19 protein-coding genes and 3 pseudogenes are annotated in these 20,689 nt (G+C 43.5%); 9 read left to right on the top strand and 13 right to left on the bottom strand.

Translation table 11 applies throughout. The features are described 5' to 3' along the window. Window positions 1-6: 6 nt before the first annotated feature. Together P7F88_RS06750 and P7F88_RS06745 are read right to left on the bottom strand one after the other, a co-directional pair. The gene (locus P7F88_RS06750) at window positions 7-396 is read right to left on the bottom strand and encodes a VOC family protein (RefSeq protein ID WP_277823057.1); all 390 of its coding nucleotides are present in this window, start codon (window positions 394-396) and stop codon (window positions 7-9) included. A 104-nt stretch (window positions 397-500) separates the two neighbouring features. Next, on the bottom strand, window positions 501-1,406 hold the full coding sequence (locus tag P7F88_RS06745) for a LysR family transcriptional regulator (RefSeq protein ID WP_277823055.1): 906 nt from the start codon (window positions 1,404-1,406) through the stop codon (window positions 501-503). 128 nt (window positions 1,407-1,534) lie between these two features. Here P7F88_RS06745 and P7F88_RS06740 point away from each other — a divergent pair, with 128 nt between their 5' ends. Then, window positions 1,535-2,056 (top strand): NADPH-dependent FMN reductase, encoded by a 522-nt coding sequence (locus P7F88_RS06740; RefSeq protein WP_277823053.1) that lies wholly within the window; start codon window positions 1,535-1,537, stop codon window positions 2,054-2,056. A gap of 61 nt (window positions 2,057-2,117) precedes the next feature. Here the strand turns inward: P7F88_RS06740 and msrB are convergent. The 3 genes and pseudogenes from msrB to P7F88_RS06725 form a co-directional block, all read right to left on the bottom strand. Then, window positions 2,118-3,261: pseudogene (msrB, locus tag P7F88_RS06735) on the bottom strand (peptide-methionine (R)-S-oxide reductase MsrB). A gap of 78 nt (window positions 3,262-3,339) precedes the next feature. After that, the gene (locus tag P7F88_RS06730) at window positions 3,340-4,527 is read right to left on the bottom strand and encodes an MFS transporter (protein WP_277823051.1); all 1,188 of its coding nucleotides are present in this window, start codon (window positions 4,525-4,527) and stop codon (window positions 3,340-3,342) included. 10 nt (window positions 4,528-4,537) lie between these two features. After that, window positions 4,538-5,149 carry an HAD family hydrolase gene (locus tag P7F88_RS06725; RefSeq protein WP_277823049.1) on the bottom strand — a complete coding sequence of 204 codons (612 nt, stop codon included), beginning with the start codon at window positions 5,147-5,149 and terminating at the stop codon, window positions 4,538-4,540. 92 nt (window positions 5,150-5,241) lie between these two features. Here P7F88_RS06725 and P7F88_RS06720 point away from each other — a divergent pair, with 92 nt between their 5' ends. Beyond that, window positions 5,242-5,643, top strand: coding sequence for a hypothetical protein (locus P7F88_RS06720; RefSeq protein WP_277823047.1), 402 nt, complete (start codon window positions 5,242-5,244; stop codon window positions 5,641-5,643). A gap of 95 nt (window positions 5,644-5,738) precedes the next feature. Beyond that, window positions 5,739-6,340, top strand: a pseudogene (locus tag P7F88_RS06715) (thiol:disulfide interchange protein DsbA/DsbL). 49 nt (window positions 6,341-6,389) lie between these two features. Here the strand turns inward: P7F88_RS06715 and P7F88_RS06710 are convergent. After that, the gene (locus P7F88_RS06710; protein ID WP_277823045.1) at window positions 6,390-7,736 is read right to left on the bottom strand and encodes an MATE family efflux transporter; all 1,347 of its coding nucleotides are present in this window, start codon (window positions 7,734-7,736) and stop codon (window positions 6,390-6,392) included. A gap of 108 nt (window positions 7,737-7,844) precedes the next feature. Between P7F88_RS06710 and P7F88_RS06705 the strand changes: the two genes are divergently transcribed. Beyond that, the gene (locus tag P7F88_RS06705; RefSeq protein ID WP_277823043.1) at window positions 7,845-8,780 is read left to right on the top strand and encodes a LysR family transcriptional regulator; all 936 of its coding nucleotides are present in this window, start codon (window positions 7,845-7,847) and stop codon (window positions 8,778-8,780) included. 40 nt (window positions 8,781-8,820) lie between these two features. Here the strand turns inward: P7F88_RS06705 and P7F88_RS06700 are convergent, their stop codons facing one another. Genes P7F88_RS06700 through P7F88_RS25635 form a run of 3 tightly spaced genes read right to left on the bottom strand, consistent with a single transcriptional unit; the run spans window position 8,821 to window position 10,276 of the window. Then, window positions 8,821-9,429, bottom strand: a complete 609-nt coding sequence (locus tag P7F88_RS06700) for a LysE family translocator (protein WP_277823042.1) — start codon at window positions 9,427-9,429, stop codon at window positions 8,821-8,823. Window positions 9,430-9,449: 20 nt separating this feature from the next. Continuing rightward, window positions 9,450-10,082, bottom strand: coding sequence for an AraC family transcriptional regulator (locus P7F88_RS06695; RefSeq protein WP_338405543.1), 633 nt, complete (start codon window positions 10,080-10,082; stop codon window positions 9,450-9,452). 8 nt (window positions 10,083-10,090) lie between these two features. Continuing rightward, window positions 10,091-10,276 (bottom strand): AraC family ligand binding domain-containing protein, encoded by a 186-nt coding sequence (locus P7F88_RS25635; protein WP_338405542.1) that lies wholly within the window; start codon window positions 10,274-10,276, stop codon window positions 10,091-10,093. A 203-nt stretch (window positions 10,277-10,479) separates the two neighbouring features. Here P7F88_RS25635 and ppnP point away from each other — a divergent pair, with 203 nt between their 5' ends. After that, window positions 10,480-10,761, top strand: a complete 282-nt coding sequence (ppnP, locus tag P7F88_RS06690) for a pyrimidine/purine nucleoside phosphorylase (protein ID WP_277823040.1) — start codon at window positions 10,480-10,482, stop codon at window positions 10,759-10,761. Window positions 10,762-10,911: 150 nt separating this feature from the next. Here the strand turns inward: ppnP and ohr are convergent, their stop codons facing one another. Further along, a complete protein-coding gene (gene ohr / locus P7F88_RS06685) occupies window positions 10,912-11,334 on the bottom strand; it encodes an organic hydroperoxide reductase Ohr (RefSeq protein ID WP_277823038.1) in 423 nt (140 codons plus the stop codon). Window positions 11,335-11,547: 213 nt separating this feature from the next. Between ohr and P7F88_RS06680 the strand changes: the two genes are divergently transcribed. Then, entirely contained in the window at window positions 11,548-12,162 is a 615-nt protein-coding gene (locus P7F88_RS06680) for a fumarylacetoacetate hydrolase family protein (RefSeq protein WP_277823036.1), read from the top strand. 89 nt (window positions 12,163-12,251) lie between these two features. Beyond that, entirely contained in the window at window positions 12,252-13,874 is a 1,623-nt protein-coding gene (locus P7F88_RS06675) for a sensor domain-containing diguanylate cyclase (protein ID WP_277823034.1), read from the top strand. Here the strand turns inward: P7F88_RS06675 and P7F88_RS06670 are convergent. Continuing rightward, complete coding sequence (locus P7F88_RS06670) at window positions 13,839-14,927, bottom strand: S1 family peptidase (RefSeq protein ID WP_277823033.1); 1,089 nt, start codon at window positions 14,925-14,927, stop codon at window positions 13,839-13,841. The genes P7F88_RS06675 and P7F88_RS06670 overlap by 36 nt on opposite strands. 306 nt (window positions 14,928-15,233) lie before the next feature. On the opposite strand from P7F88_RS06670, the gene P7F88_RS06665 reads away from it, so the two are divergent. Next, entirely contained in the window at window positions 15,234-16,487 is a 1,254-nt protein-coding gene (locus P7F88_RS06665; protein WP_277823032.1) for an aromatic amino acid transport family protein, read from the top strand. 79 nt (window positions 16,488-16,566) lie between these two features. Beyond that, entirely contained in the window at window positions 16,567-17,928 is a 1,362-nt protein-coding gene (locus P7F88_RS06660; protein ID WP_277823031.1) for an L-serine ammonia-lyase, read from the top strand. Between the two features lie 52 nt (window positions 17,929-17,980). Here the strand turns inward: P7F88_RS06660 and P7F88_RS06655 are convergent, their stop codons facing one another. Then, complete coding sequence (locus tag P7F88_RS06655) at window positions 17,981-19,699, bottom strand: Na/Pi cotransporter family protein (protein ID WP_277823030.1); 1,719 nt, start codon at window positions 19,697-19,699, stop codon at window positions 17,981-17,983. 104 nt (window positions 19,700-19,803) lie between these two features. Further along, window positions 19,804-20,642 (bottom strand): annotated as a pseudogene (locus P7F88_RS06650) (amino acid ABC transporter permease). Between the last annotated feature and the right edge of the window lie 47 nt (window positions 20,643-20,689).

The following is a 20,689-nucleotide window of genomic DNA, read 5'->3' as shown; positions in this document are numbered from 1 at the left end:
CTTAAGCTAAGCCATTATTTCAAGATGGTTGCCTTCTGGATCGAGCAAAACACTTTCATAGTAGCCATCGCCGGTCCAGCGAGGCTCACCTAATATCTCATAACCTTCTGCCTTAAATGAGTTGGTCATCTGATCTACTTTTGCAACAGATCCTACTGAAAAGGCTATATGGGCAAGGCCAGTAAACTGCTTGTAAGCGTCAACTTGTAGAACATCTATCGATTCCATTTTCATCAGTTCAATTCGAGCCCCTTCGGGGAGCGTCAAAAAATATGAAGAAAATCCTTTGGTTTGATTGATGTATTTTTCGTTGCTTGTTGCGTTAAAGTTTTTCTCGTAGAAACACTTCATCATTTCTAAGTCTTTACACCAGATAGCTATGTGTTCGATTTTCATTTCTGTTCCTTTGAGTTGTTCGTTTCATACCAGTCATACAAAGATATTAGAGGCTGTATATGGTGAATGCTTTAATGAGATAACTTGAATCAATAACAAAGCCGCTACGGCCTTGTTTTGCTCAACTTCTCTACAAAGAAATCGATAAAACTCCTTACTTTAGAAGACATGTGCTTTCTGCTGGGGTACACCATATAAACTCCAACGGTTTTTTGTCCATATTGCTCTAGCAGGACTTGAAGTTGTCCGTCCTTAAGCTGATTACCAAGATTGAACTCTGGCATTCTTACTATCCCTTGCCCGGCTGTTGCTAATGCAAGGATCATCTCAGAATTGTTGCACTTAGTTCTGCCATCAACCCTAACCTCTATTAGTTCGCCGTTTTCGTCGTAATAACTCCAGAGGTTTGGATTTTTAAGATTACTGTAGTTGATGACTTTGTGCTTTTCGAGATCATCTGGTGTTTGGGGCACACCATGCTTGGACAAGTAGGAGGGGGCCGCCAGTGTTAATGACGCTGAGTCCATAATCTTGCGGCTGACCATTGTGGAGTCTTCCAACTGTGGTGTTGCCCTGATAACAACGTCAAAACCGTCGGAGATCAAATCAACCTTTCGATCATTAAGGTCGATATCTAATTCAATTTCAGAAAATTTTGATAGGTATTCTCCCAAAAAGGGCTGAATCTTAGATATTCCAAATGCAACAGGGCAACTAACCCGGAGAACTCCTCTTGGTTTTCCTTGTTTGCCGGCAACGGCTTCTTCTGCCTCTAATACATCATCAATTATCTGGCTGCATTTCTGATAATAGATTTCACCTTCAGGGCTTAACCGCAAAGTTCTGGTTGTTCTATGAAGCAACCTTACACCAACTCGCTCTTCCAGTTTGTTTATCTCTTTGCTGATATGAGATGTGGAGTGCCCCAGCTTTGCAGCAGCGTGAGTAAAGCTTCCAGAGTTGACCACTTCTACAAACACAGCGACTCCGTCGAGCAGATTTGATTGCATGGAGTTTTCCTTATTAACAGTCATTTGGAAATAATGATTTCACATCTACATTATTAATCCTTAATTGAGAAAGATCTATAGTAATTCCAACAAAACGAGATGACAGATTGAGTCAAAGGAGAATTACCATGAACGTATTAGCATTTGCAGCAAGCAGCAGTAAAAACTCAATTAACCAGCGTTTAGCTTACTATGCAGCAACCCAAATCGAGGGCGCTAACGTAGAGCTTCTGGATATCAATGATTACGAGATGCCGTTGTTTAGCGAAGACAGAGAGAAAGAGCTTGGACAACCAGAGCAAGCAAAAGCTTTTTATAAAAAACTTGGTGAAGCGGATGTAATAGTTATCTCTTTTGCGGAGCACAACGGTTCATATACCGCTGCTTATAAAAACCTGTTTGACTGGACATCTCGTATCGATCGCGAGGTATTTCAGAATAAACCAATGCTATTGCTGGCTACTTCTCCTGGCCCTGGTGGCGCAGCAAGTGTGCTGGCTCAGGCAAAACAGTCTTCACCCTATTTTGCAGCAGATGTTAAGGGGGCAGTATCGGTACCTAGTTTTTATGACAACTTCGATATTGAGTCAGGTAGCTTTAGAAACAGCGAGCTAGAGCAACAATTGAAAGGGCTGGTAGCATCGCTGTAGTTTATTAATGACTTCCTCAAGATGCAGTTCCGAATACGGCATCTTGAGGTCACTTTAAGTGTCAACTTTCGAATAGATATAGATACTCTTCATAGCCTTCTTCCTTCATTTTATCGTAAGGAACAAAACGCATTGCCGCAGAGTTCATGCAATATCTTAGCCCGGTAGGAGCTGGCCCGTCCTTAAACACATGACCCAGATGTGAATCAGCGAAACGGCTTCTGACTTCTGTTCTTGGATAAACTAGTAAGTAATCTGTTTTAGTGGTGATATAGCCTTCGTTTATTGGCTGAGTGAAGCTCGGCCAGCCAGTACCAGAACGGTACTTATGGGTTGAAGAAAACAGAGGTTCGCCGGTTACGATATCAACGTAAATGCCTTCTTCTTTGTTATCCCAATATTCATTGTCAAATGGCCTTTCGGTCCCTTCGTGCTGAGTCACTTTGTACTGAAGTGGCGTCAGCATCTTTTTTATTTCTTTATCTGACGGCTTTACATACGTTTTTACCGATGAGGTTTGATTTTTCTTATCGATCATCTGGCGAAGAGTAACCGGGTTATCCTCTCTGTCTTTACCGAAAACCTTGTCCAGGAACTTATCTCTACCTGATGCATGGCGATAATAGCTGTATCTAATGCTATTACGTTTGTAATAGTCCTGATGGTAGTCCTCTGCCGGATAGAACTTCTTGAACTCAATGATTTCTGTTGCAAGAGGCTTAGCGAAAATTGATGCTTCGTCTACTTCCTTAAGAAAACGTTCGGCAATCTCTTTTTTGACTTTGGTTATGATAGAAAATAGCAGGTCGGTATTGTGGGCCGCGATCGACGAATGAACCTTTGTTGTCGGTTGGATCCATATGGCGCAATAAATGGTCCAGAATACCTTCGTAATCTACAACGGAAGGATCGTACGTGACCTGAATGACTTCAATATGGCCGGATTTACCAGACGACACCTGTTTGTACGTCGGGTTTTCTAATTGGCCGCCAGAATATCCAGAAATAACATCAATGACGCCATCCAGCTTTTCAAAGTCAGATTCAGTACACCAAAAGCATCCACCGGCTAATGTGGCTATTTCTGTCTTGCCAGAAGTGGAGGTTTTAGCCGATACCTGAGAGCTTTTCTCGGCGCTAAATAGTAAGAAAAATACCGGAACGGTTAAGGCAATGGCTAAAAGCCCTTTGAGCATGGATTTCATTCTCTCTCCCCATATGCTGAGCATACTTTTATTATCTGGCTATATAGAACGGAGAAAGAGGAAAAAAATTACAACGTATCAATTTTTATTCGCGCGGGGTGCGTTGTATAGGCGATAGCCAAGCCAAAATATACAGCTGCTAAGCAGAGTTCCACCAAAGGCAACAAGCGGCCAGTTGCCCGTTTGCCAGCAATAGATCAACAGAAAGCCCCCAAGACTCCCTCCAATGTAATAATGCACAAGATACAGTGCGGTTGCCGTTGCTTTGGCTGTTTTTGCTTTCTGACTTACCCAACTATAAGCCAGCGCGTGAGTAAAAAATCCTCCGGTACTAATGAGTAGTAAGCCGAGAACCATCATAGGTATACTTTCAAACCAGGCGAGATACATACCGGCAAGTAAGATAAGATTTCCGAATAGCATTCCTACGACAGGGCTGAACCGGAGACTCCAGCGTCCGCTCAAACCTGAGCTGACGGTTCCCGAAAGATAACAGAGGAATACAAGGGAAGTTAAGCTGGAAGGGAGTGAATAGGGTGGTTCAGACAACCTAAAACCGATGACTGAGAATAGGTTTACAAAAAGCGCAAAGTTAATCCCGCCGATGATCATCGAAAACCAAACCTGATGATCTCGTACGTGCATTACTAAACCGCGGTTATGGGCAAAAAAGAGTCCTTTTTGTGGTTTGAAGTACTTTTGTTGCGGCAATGATCTTAAAACGATACTGGCACCAACAAGCGAGAAAAGGCCGATGATTAACACGGCTGTTTGCCAATCAAACAGATCCGTTAGCACGCCACCAGCTATTCTTCCTGTTATTCCACCCAGTGAGTTCGCGGCTATATATCCCCCAACAGCTTGGCCTAGTGCCTGAGGCGTCATCTCTTCTGCCATATAAGCAACCGCGACAGAGGCGAACGCAGCAAGTGACACGCCCATTGCTGCTCGAGCTATCACCATGGCGGTAAAGCCTGGATTTAGTAACATCAAAAAGTTAATAGCGGGTGGAAGAAATAGTCCTAGCATCATTACTTGTTTTCGTCCTATGGACTCAGACACCAGCGCCCAGGGAACCAAAAACATAGAGAGCATAAAAGTGGTTGCAGCAAATATCCAGTTTACCTGTGTAGCGGAGATAGAAAGCTCCACAGAGAGTGCAGGCAGAATTGGCTGAAAAAGATATAGATTGCAGAACACGAGAAATGAGCCAAAAGCCATGGTTAAGCTGACGGTTCTGTACTCACGTGTTCCAAGTTCAATCATATTTACCTATTTACCTGGAACCTTCGCCGAAAGGGTAGAAAACCAGGTTATTGCTTTCGACCATTACACAATCCATTCCTGCCGCGTGAGCGGCTTTTTTGCCTAACTCAGTATCTTCAAATACCACACACTTTTCGGGCTCAATGCCTGTACGCTCTGCGGCAAGCAGGAAAGTGTCAGGTGCTGGTTTATAGTTGGATACGTCGGTTGAGGTAATGATGGCATCGAACAGGTGAGCGACCCCTTTTCCTTTGAGTAGTAACATTGCACTCTTTCTTTGGCTGCCCGTACCAATCGCCATTTTTTTCTCACCATGATATTGGCGTAATAGCGAGTATGTTGACTCAATAAAATCGCCATGACTCTCAAGCCCCAGATAGTAGGTCATCTTTACCTTGGCGATGTCATAAGGGTCATGATTTAGCTTATAGCGCTCGATCATTTGCATTGCCATCTTGGCACTAGGTTGACCGCTTAACTGGTATGTCCAGTCCGAATCGAAAGGGAATCCAAACTGATTGGCGGTTTTTTCCCACGCAGCCAGGTTGGCAGGCATGGTATCTATTAACGTTCCATCCATATCAAAGATAAAGCAATCGTAAGCGGATAGGTCGATAGTCATAGGCTGAGCTCAGGTTCTAGGGTCATGTTACTTGAGTATATTAGCCTGAATCAGTTATGATTCAGACAAGAGATTTGTTTAAGTGTGAGTTAATGAATCATTTTCGTCGTACAGTGTTAATTTGTAATCTGGTATTGGTAGCCCTGCTGACCTCTGTGTTTGGCATTGCCTCAGCCAACAGCTATGTGTATACCAGTTACCCTGATGGCACTGAAGCGATGCTGAAAATGGAGGCTCCGGCTCTTGATTGTCAGAAGTACGAAGATATTCAGACTCACAACGAAATAGCATGGGAGAGTGCGTTAGCGATGGGAAAAGATGCTAAAGCCTCCCATCAATGTTGCCCTTCAATCAATGTCACTACGCTATTCCCTGCGACCTTTGCATCTGATTTACAATCCAAACAAACCTTCTCACTAGCGCTTATTCAGCATGAATCACTTGGGAAAACTAAGGCGCTTTCTGAATCTATCTTTCGCCCACCGATTGGCTGATTTTCTCCTAAATCACCGGACAATATAGTCCTACGTTAATCTGTTTACATATCGGAGCATGCTCTTCGATACTAATAATCTTTAAGAGAATTAAAATGAAAAAAATAATCACCTTAGTTTCTACTATCTTACTTAGTTTTGCGGTTAATGCGGCAAAGTTTGAAGAAGGTAAGCATTATCAGGAGCTAAGTACTCCACCATCTTCAAAACCTATCGTTACAGAGTATTTTTCGTTTTACTGCCCTCACTGTAAGTCATTTGAGCCTTTAATGAATCAGCTCAAAGGCAGCCTTATCGATGGTGCTAAGTTCCAGAAAGCGCATGTTTCGTTTATGGGGGGGGCATGGGTACTTCTATGGCAAAAGCCTATGCAACCATGATCGCTTTGAAAGTTGAAGATAAAATGATACCTGTAATGTTCCGTCAGATTCAGGATCTAAAACAAGCACCTAAAAACGATGCTGAACTTCGTCAGATCTTTGTGGATAACGGTGTAGATGGAGCGAAATTTGACGCGGCATTTAATGGTTTTGCTGTGCAATCTATGCAACGTCGATTTGACAAAGGCTTTAAAGATGCAGGCTTAAGAGGTGTACCGGGCGTTGTTGTTAACAACAGATACCTTTTGACTCCTGATGGAAGCATATCTTCAACCAAAGAGTATATTGAGCTAGTTAATTTTTTACTGCAGAAGTAAAAAGCTATACCTGAATAAAAAGAGCTGGCAATCACCAGCTCTTTTCACATTAAGCTATTGCTCGCTCTTCTTGTTGTGGTTTTGGGTTTACCGCGAAGACAAGCTGGATAAGAAGAAGTATTCCTGTTGCTCCTAAGCCGACACCAATACCTCCCCAGATTCCAGCCAAACCATATGATTGCATTAGAATCCACGCTGCTGGCAATCCGAATGCCCAATAGCCAACCGCAGTAATAACGGTTGGGCCAACAACGATCTTCATGCCACGTAATAGGTTGATTGCTAACAGTTGCCACGCATCAACAGCAAAGCAGAGAGCAACAATCCAGATCATTGAAGATAGTAGGGATGTTAAGTCAGTTTGGCCGTCTGCGTCTAACTGGAACAGGCTTGCGATAGCGTCCGGCCACAGCATAAACACGCCAGCCAATATAACGCTAAGAACCGTTACCATAATAAAGCTGTTTTTGGCGGTTCGTTTAATACCCTGGTAATCGTTAGCGCCAAAATCTTTTCCGACCAATATTGCAGACGCTTGTGAAAAGCCGAAATTGATGTTCCAGGTGAAGCTTAAACATTGCAGCAGAATCTGGTGTAAAGCGAGAGACGCAACACTAATCATGCCTGCCATTAGCGTTCCTCCATAGATAAGTCCGTGTTCCAAAACGCCCGCAAGCGCGATAGGGACGCCCATAGCAAACAATGGATTCATCAACTTCAATGAATACTCGTGATTGTTTTGCCATGGAGCAAATCTATAATATTTCGGCTGTCGGAAAACCCAGTAGCCGTAACCTACCAGCATTAGCGATGCGGCAATAGCCGTACCTGCACCTAAACCAGCAATTCCCCAGTTAAGCTGAAAAGCTAAAAGATAACTGATTGGAACATTAAGTATTACCGTAGCTACCGACATGATCATAACAGAACGTGCATCGCCAAACGTACTGGTTAACCCTCTTAATACAAGTAGCAACAATGTAGGTAACATTGCCCACTTAAGAGCATTGAGGTAGTTCATGGCTATTGTGATAACGTCTTCTGACTGATTTGCAGTCTTCAATAATTCTGGTGCAAATATAAAACTTAAGGTGAGTAGCACTGTAAGCAACAACGAGATCATCACTGCGCCTTTAATTGCGAAACGGATTTGTTGCATGCCATAGTCCGGGCGAGACAAACTTTGTCCATAAGCAATCGCAATAAGGTTTGCGACACATCCTACGATGCTACCTGCAACCAGAAATACAAACGAATAGACGGACGCACCAAGTCCACCAGCCGCAAGATCCGCGAGGCTTAATCTGGACATCATCCAGATATCCGTAAGAACCAGTGCCATGGCGATAAGTTGTGAAATGATAAGCGGAAACGCCAGAGACAGAATTTTTTTCATATTACCCTCGGTGATTTCCGGCAAAGATAAGCTTTTTCACACTGGTACTCAAATAACATTTATGTCATTCTCACATTACCTCAGATCATGCCAGGGAATAGGTAATCAATGTCGCCTTATCCAAACCTCCCATATTCTCATAACAGCCTAAAAGGTTTTGAATCAGTAGCAAGGTTGATGAGCTTTACGCGGGCATCTAATGAACTGCACGTCACTCAAAGTGCGGTTAGCCGACAGGTAAAACAGCTAGAGGATGATCTGAACGCATCATTAATCGTGCGCAAACATCGCTCAATCGAACTAACAGAAAAAGGTCAGGCATTGTTTGCTGTTTTGGCAGGTAACTACCAGGCGGTGGAGTCTTTGCTTGCGTCCTGGAGAGATCCAGAGCCGCACAGAATCGTGATAAAAGCATCGTTGAGTTATGCGACTCGTTCACTTATTCCCAAAATTCAGCATTTAAGTGAGCGGTACTCTGAGTATGAAATTGTTGTTATACCGACGATAGAGGAAGAGGTCAGCGATGACTATGATTTGCTGATTTTTACTACTATGAAACCCAAGCAAATAAGTCGAGAGAAAGGCGCTTTTTTCTTACGTGAAGAGTATATGGCACCAGTGTGTGCAAAAAGCCTTTTGAACGATGATTCAGATCTGGATTCAGTATTAAAAATGCCTCGGCTTCATCCATCACTCGACCATGTGGATTGGAAGTCCTGGCTCAACGCATCGGGTTACCCGGTAAAAAGGGTTCGAAACTCAACATTCTTTACTCTGGATTTGGCCTTAAGTGCTTGTTTATCCGGGCAGGGCGCGACAGTCACCGACTTGTTGCTGGTATTGCCTGAATTGGAAAGAGGCTTTCTTGTATGTCCTGAAAAGGCTGGTGTATATCCCAGCCCCTGGAAGTATTATTGCCATCAGAAAACACAATCCCCCATTGTTGATGAGCTGGTGGATTGGTTTAGGCAAGAAACGGATAATGAAACCAACAAGCTCACTCATTTGGCGACAAAGTTTGGCTGGGATATCCATTTAACTTAGATCAGAGTATGTAGTTTAAACATTGATCAGAGTATGTAGTTTAAACATTCGTCCACGAAAGATAGATATGTTCATAGCCAATACTTAGCGCAACATAGACCAACATAACCGACATCAGGTAGTTGAAGGTTTTAAAGTAAACCGGGTTTTCGATTCTTTTTCCCAGAACAGAGCCTGCCAACGCGTAACTGGCTGGCGCGCCAAACGCAACAATAGATAAAATAAGTGACCAGAAGAATATCTGGCTACCTGCAATACCTGCCGCAGGAAACTGAATGGTAGAGATCGGGAGTGTTGCAATTAGCGCTTTTGGATTAAGCAGATGCATGATTAATCCATCACGATACCTTAAGTTGCTCTTTCCTGTATCATCGTTCTTAATATTGATGTTTGCTCTGAATACCTTCCAGGCAATATAAATGATATAGCTGCATCCCAGGATACTGATATAAGGCAAAACCGATTTATCAATGACCTTTGAGCCTAAAAATGCCAGTGAAATAAACAAGATTAGCATTGCGGAAGCAACGCCAACGTAAAAACCAAAGTGAGCTTTTCCCTTGCCTTTTAAACCACTGTGCAAACCGAGTAAGTTGATAGGACCAGGGCTATACATCACACTGATCCCGTACGCGAAAATTTCTAACATATTGAATTCTTTTCTGAAAATTATAGAGAAAGCTGTAACTGATATTGCTTTGGTGTCATTCCGAAGTATCGCTTAAACCTGCGATTTAAGTGGCTGCTATCAGCAAAGCCACAAGCTTGTGCGACGTCTACAGAAGGTGTACCTACTTCAAGCGCTTTACGCGCAGCGTTGATGCGGCAGTTCAGTACATACTGGTGTGGAGTAATGCCATATTGAGAACGAAACAGGCGAATAAAATGATATTTTGACAAGTTAGCCGCTTCAGAAATGTCATCGATAGAGATATCGTCATGCAAGTTTGCGAGTACAAACTCTTTCGCTCTCAACAGTAGTTTTTCTTTACGGGTACCGGGTGTTGTATCTTCCAATTGCCCACTTAATCGTACAAGCGATTGAGCAACCTGGAACAGACCCGACTCATGTTCTATTTTGGTCGTGCTGTCATCTTTAATCAGATGAGAAAGGGATATAACCTGATGGCGAAGGATCGGGTCATCAAGCACAGTACCATCTACCCGTAAAGATTGTTTCATATTAGCGCCAAGCGCCTGAAACTGATGTTTTACTTCATCTGGGTGGAGGTACAACATCATATATTCAAGGTCGACATCGCCCCCGGAATGTCCATCGTGCACATCATCCGGGTTAAACAATACAATGTTTACAGGGGAACTTTTATGGAAAGAGCGGCAAGCGAAAAGTCCTGTCGCCCTTTTAAAGTGACACCGATAGAGAACTCTTCGTGCGCATGTTTATCATAAGAAAAGTCACTCATATTTGCACTCAGCGTCGTCACCGTATCAAGGTGCTTACTGGCTGCAAACTGAAAGTGATTCTCTTTACTCATTTATAAGTTCCATTGTGTCTGTGGCATTAATCCTCCCACAATATAGATTAGAGTTCGATGGAAAACTTGAACAAAATTGCTCTTTATCCGGATCAGGCCAGGAAAGAAAAGGTTGAGCCATTGCTGATAATTCGATAAAAAGGACGACCAACTAAAAAAACATAACAGACACAACCTCAGACAGAAATAAAACAGGACGTATTATGATTAAAGAAAACACATACTTTGATGGCGGAGTTAAATCGCTTGGCTTTTCCCAGGAAGATGGAGACAGCAGTGTAGGGGTAATGGCGGTAGGCGAGTATACTTTTGGAACCGCTGCTCCAGAGAGAATGACAGTAGTAAAGGGCGCACTAACAATTAAGCGCAAAGGTGAAGATGAGTGGCGTACATTTAACTCGGGTGATGCCTTTGAAGTTGCGGGTGATTCTTCCTTTGATGTGAAGGTCGAGCAATCAACAGCGTATCTTTGCGAATACTTGTAGTCGTTCGAGCCAATATAAACGAACCAATAAAAAATAACGCTCGCACAAACTTAGAGATAAGTATGCGAGCGTTTTTTGTGAAAAAGAATCAGGCAGTGGATTAGTCGCCTTGACTCAAGTTAATTGAGAGTATTGATTCACTACAAATAATTAGATTGCTTCACCGTTAACGGTAACAGCGACATCGATATTACCTCGGGTAGCGTTTGAATAAGGGCACACCTTGTGTGCAGTGCGAACCAGTTCAAGGGCCGCATCCTGTTCCAGGTCTAGTTTTGCGGCCAAGCTAACCGTTAAAGCAAATCCGCCTTCGGCATTTGGTCCAATACCTACTTCAGCGGTAACTGGAGCCTCGGCTAGCTTCACTTTAGCTTCGCGAGCTACATGCAGAATTGCATTAGAAAAACAGGCAGCATAACCAGCAGCAAATAGTTGCTCTGGGTTAGTTGCTGCACCAGAACCTCCCATCTCTTTTGGATAAGCCAGATTGACCTCAAGCAGACCATCGTCTGTTGATACCTTACCATTGCGGCCTGCTAGTGCTGTTGCTGATGTTGTGTATAGTGCTGACATACTATTTCTCGCTATATTTGGTTGTGCGCTATTAAGTTGCTTGCATTATATACTCAATTTTAAATTTAATGCAACTATATTGCGCGCAATATTATTTTTGTCGACTATCAATGGGTTTAAGTCGAATAAATTTGAAAGCTGAAGTAGACCTGCTTTTCGGTATCAAGATAGAATGTATGTTTTCGTAATGGGTTGAGTTCCAAGGAAGGGAAGATGAATACTGTTGTATTGGGGGAGCGCAAAGTAAAACCCTCAAAGATTGTTTGCATTGGCTGCAATTACGTTGAACACATAGAGGAACTCGGCAATTCTATACCTGAGCAGATGGTTGTGTTCAATAAGCCCAACTCAGCAATTACATGCAGGCTGAATGCTTTTCATCAAGAGCCTCTTCATTATGAGGCAGAGATTTGTTTCTTGGTACGTAAGAAAAGTCTTGCTGCAGTTGGCTTTGGGTTGGATCTTACAAAGCGTAAACTTCAATCCAACCTCAAAGCGAAAGGTTTACCCTGGGAGAGAGCAAAAGCATTCGACGGCTCTGTCGTATTGAGTCGATTTGTTCCTCTGGGAAAGGTGGATATGGATGACCTGAGTCTTGAGTTATGTATCAATGGAGTAAGGATTCAAAGTGGTCATGTGAGCCAGATGCTGTATCCACCCAGAGTGATATTACAGGAGTTGAGCACTTATACCTCGCTGCAAACTAACGATATCATTATGACAGGCACGCCCAAAGGTGTTGGTGTGATACACCGGGGCGATAAGTTTACCGGGCGCGTGAAGTGCGGTGAAAAAACGTTAGTAGAAGTAGAATGGACGGCAGAGTAGGGGCTGCAAGCTGAGTTCTCCCCTAAAATAACTAGAATATGATAAACAGTATCAGAACAAAATTAATATTAACCTACTCTGCGATAACAATGGTTTTTATTGTATTGCTCTTGAGTGTGGTTTACCTAAGCGAGAAAGGTAAAGTCCTGGACCTGGCGTTGGACAACTCTTTGTCTCTCTCCCAATTGCATGCCAACCTGGTGAGTAGCGAGTTCCACCAATATGTAACAGCACTCAAAGCAGTAAGCAGCCAGAGCAATGTTAAGCAAGGTGATAAGGAATACATCATCAATGAATTACACAGGTTAGTGGATCTTGGTGGTGGTTCATTTCGAAATGCGATTTATGTCGATAAGAAGTTCAACGCGATAGATCTCACCGGAATCAGTCTCCCCGTATCGGACTTGCCGTTTGTTAAAAATAAGAGTTGGTACAAATCTGAATACAGCATTACTCCCGGAGAATTAGGTCTGTTCACTAAAGAAAAAACCGTAACCTTGGGTGTACCAATTCGTAATCGAAATGGCGAATGGCAAGGTTGGATTGCGGTTTCTATTTCGTTAGAACATTTGACACAACAGTTGTCTTCAATAACCTTCGGAGAAGGGAGCTATGCGTTTTTATCTGGAGTTGGTGGTGAGGTCATCGCTCACCCGAGTAGGAACCTGATTTTGAACGCCAATATATTTGCTGCTGATGAAATTGGCTTTCCAGGCTTTAGCGCAATTGGGAACAAAACGCGAACCAATGAGGTTGGTTATGGTGAGTACTATAATGAGCATTCAAACGAGTCTAAGATAGTCACGTTTGCAAAAGTGGATTACTTACCAGAATGGACGTTATTTGTTGCAACTGATAAGTCTGTAATATTTAAAGAGATATATTCAATTTTGATGAACGTACTAGGCGTGTCATTGGTGCTGATGTTTATCTTTTTGTTCGTTGTCATTAACCTAACCAACAGAATAACCTCTCCGATTAAACAGCTAACCCATGTGGTTAGGGATTCTGTAGACAATCGCTTTACACCAATTATTACCGTGAAATCTGAGGATGAGATAGGGCAGTTATCCAGGGCATTCAGTGAAACGATTAATCAGGTGCATAAACACACTCACAACCTTGAAGAGTTGGTCGCTGACAGAACACATGAGTTGAATGCTGCCTACCAAAAGTTGGAAGAGAAGAATAAAGCACTTGAAGAAATGGCCTCTAAAGATCCTTTGACGGAACTGTATAACCGAAGAGCTTTTAATGTGTTTGCTGAAAAAGAGATGTCTCGTGCTGCAAGGCATGATCTACCTGCTTCTCTTATCCTGATAGATATCGATCATTTTAAGGCGGTAAATGATACGTATGGCCATGATGTCGGAGATGCGGTTTTATCCAGGATAGCTCATATACTTACCCGGTATACACGTAAAGAGAATGTCATTTGTCGCTGGGGCGGAGAAGAGTTCATCATTTTGCTCACACAGGCAACCCCTGAGATGGCATTGTGCGCTATGGCTAAAATTCGCGAGAGAATTTCTGAGCAAAGTTTTGGCCCATTAGAGTCCCTCACGGTTAGTGCAGGTATAGCTTCATATCAAGTCGGTGAGCCCCTCAAAGCCTGGGTCCACCGAGCAGATATAGCGTTATTTGAAGCAAAGTCAGCAGGTCGAGATTGCGTGAGGTTAGCTGAACAGGTTGTGCCCATAGTTGCGCTCTAAGTGCCTCCTAAAGGTCAGCAATAACAGTAAAGATATTCCCCAATACCCTGAGCTACCACCACTATCGGAAGACGTGTCGGTGCTGCTTTCCTCACTGTTATCATCCTGATCGATGTCACGGGTATTAAAATCAGGCGAAGACCAGTCTTCCTGTTCATAATCTTCTCTGTCTTCCTCAGTCACTGTATAGGAAGGTGCTTCATTTCCCGCGAGTACGGAGGCTATCCAGGTTTGATAGTCGACGACTTCTGTAAATACAGAAGTATCATCTGAATTAGCGTTATAACAGCCTGACCAGCCATAGCTAGTAATGCCGGCCTGAACATACTCATCTCCATCAAACCAGTATAAAGGTCCACCAGAATCTCCTGAACAGGTGGTGTTCCTAACTCCTGTATCTTCGTCTAACTCTCCAGTCATACAAATTTGAGAGTCATTTAAATCTCCCAGATCACATTCTCCTGCTTCGTAGTTTAGAGTGGTTTGCAGAAGCTCATCTTCATCGCCATTTTCAGTATAACCATGTCCAACGGCAATCATGGGCTCTCCATCGGTACCTCTATAAAAATCATCGCTTGCACGCACAACATAGTCGGAACTACTCACACTTATCGGTGAATCAAGCTTTATGATTGCAATATCGTTTGGCCACGAGGCTCCTGTTGAAGAGGATGAATCAACATAGTCACTGTGTGGGTAGAACTCTGAGGCACGAATCACTTCTACAGAACCGTCTAAGAACTGACTTTCATTTTCCATTTGGATCGCTACAGAGGTGTAGACAAGATAGTCTTCGTTCAGATCGCCGTTACCGTCATATAAGCAGTGTGCAGCTGTTAGTACATGCTGTTCATCCAGAATCGTTGCGCCACAGTACATGCCATATAGGCCGGTGTAATCAATAGCATCATAGTAAAGCGTAGCGATGGATGGGAACGTGTCGACGGTTGCTTCTGTGCCATTGTAGATTTGAGTAGAAATCTCTGCGGACAACGCTTTGTTCTGTATAGGTAACATGGCAATAGAAACCAGAAAAAGCTTAAATTTGGTCACAACCAAACCTCAATACTTAATTAAATCTTTCGATACCTACCGTAATGAATAAATGTGTTCTGAATATGGAGAAAATAAGGAGGTTGTCTTTTTTTAATTGGTACGATGTACTTCATTGAGTTGGATTTCGGATTAGATAAATTAACCTGAAGCTAAGTAAATGTTATGACGTGAACCTTGAAAAAGTTCCTAATGTCAGAGTTCTGTCATTATGCTATACAAACATGTCAGCTCTCAGTGACAACCTGCCTTTTATCAGTATGATTGCGCGCCTAATAATTCATTAACCCATATAAGAGTTAAAAAATGCAATCATCTATAGTTGTGACGAACGATAAACAGAATTCACGGAAGTGGACCTATAAAGACTTCACCTGGTGTCTTTCTCTTTTTGGTACAGCGGTAGGAGCCGGCGTACTTTTCCTTCCCATTAAAGCGGGCGCTGGTGGGTTCTGGCCATTAGTTATTCTAGCCCTAATCGCAGCACCAATGACCTGGTTTGCACATAAAAGCCTGGCACGTTTTGTTCTTTCTGCGAAGAATCCAGAAGCCGATATCACGGACACGGTAGAAGAACACTTTGGTAAAACTGGCGCAAACCTTATCACTTTTGCTTACTTTTTCGCTATTTACCCTATTGTTCTTATTTACGGTGTTGGTATTACCAATACGGTAGATTCTTTCCTTGTGAACCAGATTGGGGCGGATCCACTACCTCGTTGGTTGTTGTCTGGTGGCTTAATTGCTCTTATGACTGCTGGTGTTGTGTTCGGCAAAGAGCTGATGCTTAAAGCAACTTCCGCAATGGTATACCCTCTGGTATTCATTCTTCTGGCTCTTTCTTGCTACCTAATTCCAGACTGGAACACATCGATGATGAGTGTTGACCCAGACTGGTCATCAATGCCTTCAACTATATGGCTCGCCATTCCAATTATCGTATTTTCATTCAATCACAGCCCGGTTATTTCTCAGTTCTCTAAAGAGCAGCGTCGCGTTTACGGTGAGTCAGCAGCACAAAAAACCGATATGATTACTGGCGGAGCAGCAATGATGTTGATGGGTTTTGTCATGTTCTTCGTATTCTCTGTTGTGCTGTCTCTGTCGCCAGAACAGCTAAACTCAGCGAAAGAGCAAAACATTTCTATTCTGTCTTACCTTGCAAACGTACACCAATCTCCAATCATCTCTTACATGGGCCCTGTCGTTGCATTTGCAGCAATTACATCTAGCTACTTTGGCCACTTCCTTGGTGCTCATGAAGGTCTTGTTGGCCTAATCAAGTCACGCTCTAAGTTAGAAGTAAGCAAGATTGAAAAAATCTCACTTGTGTTCATCGTACTGACTACATGGGCAGCCGCAATCGTAAACCCAAGTATTCTGGACATGATTGAAACAATGGGCGCACCTATGATCGCAGCTATTCTGTTCCTGATGCCTGTTTTTGCAATGCAGGCAGTACCATCAATGGCGAAGTACAAAACTTCTTTGCCAGTACAGATCTTCACGACGATTTGTGGCTTCGCAGCAATCACATCTGTAATTTACGGCGCACTTTAATTCTTTGAATTAAAAGTATTAAACACAGTTTCGATATAAGCCTCCCTACGCGAGGGGCTTCTCAGTAAGGTACATCAAAATGATTAGTGTATTTGATATCTATAAAATAGGTGTTGGCCCATCAAGTTCTCATACCGTTGGTCCAATGAAAGCGGGTAAAGAATTTATTGATGATTTACGCACAATGGGAAAGCTGCGTGATATCACCAAGATTACCGTTGATGTTTATGGATCACTATCACTGACAGGGAAAGGTCACCACACAGATATTGCAATTATTATGGGTCTTGCCGGTAACACACCGGAAAAAGTGGATATTGACTCGATACCGGGCTTTATTTCTCGTGTAGAAGAAACGGAGCGCCTGCCTGTTGGAATGCACTGTCATACGGTGTCGTTTCCTAAAAGCGAAGGCATGAACTTCCATAGATCTAACCTGGATTTGCATGAAAACGGTATGCAGATCCATGCATGGATTGAAGACGAAAAAGCCTATTCAAAAACATACTACTCGATTGGTGGTGGTTTTATTGTTGATGAAGAAAACTTTGGTAAGGAACAAAACAGTAATATTACCGTTCCTTACGATTTCACTTCGGCAGAAGAGTTGGTTGAACAGTGCAAAGTAAGCGGCCTTTCTATCAGCGCTTTAGTGATGGAAAACCTGAAACATATGCACTCAGAGCAAGAGTCGCGTGAGTACTTTGCCAGTATCTGGAAAACCATGCATGAGTGTATGGATCGCGGAATGAATACCGAAGGGCTGCTTCCGGGTCCATTGCGCGTGCCTCGCCGGGCATCGGCACTTCGCCAGCAATTAATGGCGATGGAAAAAACAAGCAATGATCCAATGTCTGTTATTGATTGGGTAAACATGTTTGCGTTTGCAGTAAACGAAGAAAACGCAGCTGGTGGGCGAGTAGTAACAGCGCCGACAAATGGCGCGTGTGGCATCATTCCCGCGGTTCTTGCTTATTACAACAAGTTTGTTCAGTCGGTATCAGAAAAAGAATACACCCGTTACTTTGCTGCTTCAGGCGCAATTGGTGGATTGTACAAGCGTAATGCATCGATCTCTGGTGCAGAGGTAGGATGTCAGGGTGAAGTTGGTGTTGCATGCTCAATGGCTGCCGCTGGTCTTGCGGAGCTAATGGGTGGTAGCCCGGAACAGGTTTGTATTGCGGCAGAGATCGCGATGGAACACAACCTTGGCTTAACTTGCGACCCGGTTGCCGGTCAGGTTCAGGTTCCGTGTATCGAAAGAAACGGTATAGCGGCTGTAAAAGCAATCAACTCGGCACGTATGGCGCTTCGACGCTCTTCTGCACCCACGGTTTCTTTGGATAAAGTGGTTCAGACAATGCTCGAAACGGGTAAAGATATGAATGCTAAATACCGGGAAACCTCTCAGGGTGGTCTGGCAATTACCGTGCTATGCTAAATTAGCCCTCTATTAAATGTATTAACCCCAGACTCGAGTCTGGGGTTATCTTTTAGTCCTTCTTACTTTCCACCGAGCGCTTACGCAGCTGAAGTTTTGCGATCCTTTTGCTCAGAGTGTAAATGCGCTTGAGTTGCTCTACCCATTCCATTTCGTAACGAAATACCCTTAATCTGTTTGGGTCATTTTCTGTTAGGCGTTCCGCCTGATGAGCCAGTACAGAATTGAGCTGAGAGTTGAGCTCTCTTTTAGCACTAAGTACATTCGAAGCTAGGGTGTCATCGTTTCGTCTGATTGCGTTGACACAATCCAGCATCGCATCACTGACCCGGTGCTGCACGGAGTCGAGCGCTTCACGCATTTTAGGGCTGGCAGTTGTTCCTTCATTCAGAGTTTTGTATGCCATTGGTAACATGCCATCAACGATAAGATCTGCGGCGCTTTCCATCTGGTCGGTAATACTGATCAGTTTTATTTGCTGGCTACTTTGACTATCTGATAGTGCCTGCATACGTAAACGTCCGAGATAAGAGAGGATTGCTCCATGTAGCTGATCCACTTCTTTTTCGATTTGTTCTATCTCTTTGAGTTTATCCTTAACCTTTTTCCTTTCTTCCTCGCTTTCATACCTTAATGCGAGGGGAGGCAGCAAGTTCAGCATATTACATACTCGACGACCTACTCGGCCCAGCTCTAACTGTGCCTGGTCAAGTGCGATATCTGGTGTTGCTAAAAAAGCGCCATTTAGGTACTTGGTCTGAATCGTCTTTGATTTCCTTTTTTTTGCTTTAGGCTTGTGAGGAATAAATTTACGAACCAGCCATACAAATGCGCTGGCAAATGGCAGCATTATCAGAGTATTAAGAACGTTAAATAATGTGTTTGCGTTCGCTATCTGTCTGGGAAGCTCAGCTGCCATTCGTTCTATACCACTTAAATCGGCATGAACAGGGGAGATGCTAATGCTCATTTGGCTGAGATAACCGATAAACGGCAACCAAATCATAACTCCGAGGATGTTAAAGGTTATGTGCACTGCGGATGTTTGCATAGCTTCTCTGGACTTACCTATAGCAGCAAGCACTGCGGTCACACAGGTACCTATGTTCGCACCCATTGCCAAAGCGATACCTGTTTCCAGCGAAATAAACCCTTGCCCAGCGAGAACGATAACAATACCTGTTGTGGCGGAAGATGACTGAACCAGAGCGGTGAAAGCGGCGGCGATCAAGATGGCGAGGAAAATATTATCCATTTGCGCCATTGCATCAATAAAGGGCTGGAAGGTGCGGAGCGGGGACATCGCTTCGCTCATCAGGTTCATTCCCAAAAAGATTAAACCAAGCCCGAACAACATATTACCGTAGTGTCTGGTGAGTTCTTTTTGGGCCAGAAAGCTAACGAAAAATCCCCCGGCAACCATAGCAAGCGCGGCTTTGGTGACCTTAAACGCTATAATTTGTGCAGTGACTGTTGTACCTATGTTGGCACCCATGATTACGCCAACTGCCTGAGTAAGCGACATCAAACCCGCTGAGATAAAACCAACCAGAAGAACCGTGGTTACCGATGAAGACTGAATGACCGCGGTTAAACCGGCTCCGGTCATCACACCTGCGACACGGTTTGTAGTTAACCGTGCCAACAGTGTTTTCATTTTATCGCCAGCGGCTTTCTTCAATGCCTCTGACATTTTATCCATGCCGTACAGAAAAACAGCCAGCCCGCCAAGAAGGCCAACGGTCATAGGTAAGTAGCTGATTTCATTCATTCGCATACCCCATTTTCGCCGTATCTAGTATAAGTATAGCGATGGTATATACGCTCGGATGTGTATATTACATATTTGTGATATTAATATGTTGAGTATATGAGCTAGTTAGCTTTGAGATGCTGCCTGCTGCGCTTTTCAAGTTTAGAAAACAGTAGAGATAGGATTAAGCAAAGCACCAGATAAGCCAGTCCTACCAATAGCCAAATCTCAAATATTAATCCTGATGAGTTGGCTATTTCCGTTCCAACAAATGTCAGTTCCTGAATCGAAATAAGCGAAACGATCGATGAGTCTTTTACCAGAGAAATCGCCTGACCTGCTAACGCAGGGGTGATTGCAGTGATAACCTGAGGCGAAATGATATAGCGATACTTCGACCAGGTAGATAGTCCAAGTGAGTGGGCGGCTTCCCACTGACCTTTCGGGATCGACTCTAGGCCAGCACGAACCACTTCAGCAATATAAGCCGCAGAAAGCAAACCAACGCACAAAACGCCCGAAAGTAAGTTTTCCCACAACCCTGATCTCCCAAACAGAATTGACTGGATAATAGTTATCTTCCCGCTATGCTCTCGTAGCAGTGGCTCAAGACCTAAGAGTGGAATGAGCTGATTGGAGATAAAAAGTAAAAGATAAATACAAACACTAACGGTGGAATATTGCGGATAAGCTGGATATAGGCCGTTGCCGGTATCCGAAATAGTGCGATTTGGGAATGGCGAGCGACGCCTAATAGTGACCCCAATAGGATTGCTAAAACCATTCCCCAAACACTTAGCCGCAAGGTGGAAATTAACCCCTGAAAAAAGTAGGGTAGTCCACCGTCAGCACGAGGAGTAAAGATCAGTTCTATGGCTGCGGCCCAGTTCCAGTGGTAATTCACGCCAACGGAAGAGCGATAATATAGCCAGCATGCTAAAACACCGAGAACAATAAGCAAAAAATAGTCCGAGTTTGTTCAGGGATATGGCGTTTCTCTTTACCCCG

The sequence above is a fragment of the Vibrio hannami genome (genome assembly GCF_029589055.1).
GTDB lineage: Bacteria > Pseudomonadota > Gammaproteobacteria > Enterobacterales > Vibrionaceae > Vibrio > Vibrio hannami.
The sequence above is the reverse complement of the archived record's forward strand: the minus strand, read 5'-3'. Positions and strand labels throughout refer to the sequence as shown.